Here is a 1,816-nt window from a genome sequence, read left to right as displayed (position 1 = left end):
CCGAACATCGTGCCCAGCCGGCCAAATCCGGTGACGACCTCATCGGCGACCAGCAGAATGTCGTGCTTTTCAAGCACCGCCTGAATGGCTTCCCAGTAGCCGGCAGGAGGTGGAACGATCCCCCCCGTGCCCAGCACCGGCTCGCCGACAAAGGCGGCAATCGTTTCGGCCCCTTCGCGATCGATCAGCGCCTCCAGCTCGGCCACGCAATGGGCAATGAACCCGGCTTCGTCCTGCGCCGGGTCCGGGCGGCGGAAATAGTAGGGCGCCTCGGTATGAATCACTTGGGCCAGGGGCAGGTCGAACTTGTTGTGGAATAGCTCAAGCCCGGTAAGCGAGCCGGTCATGAGACCCGACCCATGATAGCCCCGCCAACGCGAGATGATCTTCTTTTTCTCGGGCCGTCCGAGGATGTTGTTGTAGTACCAGATCAGCTTGATGTTGGTTTCATTCGCATCCGAACCGGACAGGCCGAAATACACTTTGGACATATGCGCGGGCGCGCGGTCGAGGATCATTTTGGACAGGGTGATCGAAGCCTCGGTCCCGTGGCCGACATAGGCATGGTAATAGGCAAGCTCCCGAGCTTGGTCGGCAATGGCCTCGGCGATCTCGGGTCTGCCATAGCCCACATTCACGCAATACAGCCCGGCAAAGGCATCCAGCAGGCGGTTGCCGTCGCGGTCCTCGATATGGCAACCGGCGCCGCCGGTCACCACCCGATGCGGCAGGTTGCCCCGCGCGAATTCCGCCAGATGCGTCGATGGGTGGAAAAAGTTCTCGCGGTCCCACTGTTCAAGTTGGTCATTGTGAAGCATGGCTTACCCTACGTGTTCAGGCGGCGCGCCGCCGGTTGTCATGAAAGGAGCCGTTTGCACGCATTGGACCGAAACGGTTCAACCCGAGCAGATTGGCTCCGCTCACCCGGACAGCAGCGCGCAATGCCTTTATTGCCAGGGCGACGCGATGGAAGCACGAAACAGCGCAAGCCGCAATTGAAATTGGCATCCCTTTCAGTGTCTGTTCGGTTGCCTTTGAGACGCCTCTTTCACCGCTGTAGTTCGAGCCGGGATCTTGTCAGTGCAAATCGTTCTGAATGCCTGATATCGGTACGGTTGTGGGTCTCGGCCGCGCTCCAAAGCAAATTCATAGGCATCCTTTAGGGCCTCGGGACGATCCTGGCGTGGAGTTCCCCCGGTTTGATGGACGGTTATAGGCTTGCAGATCCCATCACTCGGCGGCGGTGCTTTCGTAGTTGATGGGTGACATACACCGCAAGGAAATTGTTGTAAGGTATGGTGATTTGTTTTGTCGGAAGTGCCGTTGAGGAGCCTGAGCCAACACGACTTGCAGTCATATTGAAAATTGCGACGGGCAAACTGCCATTTGGTTGTCATTCCCAATTGCCTTGCAGCGCTGCGGAATTGCTTGATGCTATCCTTGTTGAAAAAACCGGGGTCTTTCCATGTTTGATCTTCAAATTCTCTCCAAGCCCCTTTTTCTTTTTCGCCAACTGGTTCGAAAACTCTGGGTGCGCACGTCTCTGATTGCAGCCTTGGCGCTGGTCAGTGCTTTGTCCGGGCCCGTTTTCGGGAGCTTTTTGCCCGCCGGCCTTGTCGAACGTCTGACCTCGGACACTGTCGTGCGCATTTTGGAGATCCTGGCCTCATCCATGCTGGCGGTAACGACGTTCTCGCTATCTATCATGGTGGCAGCGCAAAAATGGACGTCAAACCAGTCTTCACCTCGTGCCCAGCAACTGATCGAAGAAGATACGGTGACCCAGAACGCGCTCGCAGCCTTTCTGGGAGCGTTC

General features: G+C 57.3%; 2 protein-coding genes. One reads left to right on the top strand and one right to left on the bottom strand.

The window, feature by feature from the left end; translation table 11 throughout:
* A partial coding sequence (locus tag AVO45_RS12470; RefSeq protein WP_157770156.1) for an aminotransferase class III-fold pyridoxal phosphate-dependent enzyme occupies positions 1-818 on the bottom strand: 818 nt, incomplete at its 3' end.
* A 647-nt stretch (positions 819-1,465) separates the two neighbouring features.
* Here AVO45_RS12470 and AVO45_RS12465 point away from each other — a divergent pair.
* The coding region (locus tag AVO45_RS12465; RefSeq protein WP_157770155.1) for a DUF2254 family protein at positions 1,466-1,816 on the top strand (351 nt) is incomplete at its 3' end.

The organism is Ruegeria marisrubri (assembly GCF_001507595.1).
Classification (GTDB): Bacteria; Pseudomonadota; Alphaproteobacteria; order Rhodobacterales; family Rhodobacteraceae; genus Ruegeria; species Ruegeria marisrubri.
This window is presented reverse-complemented; position numbering and strand designations above follow the sequence as displayed.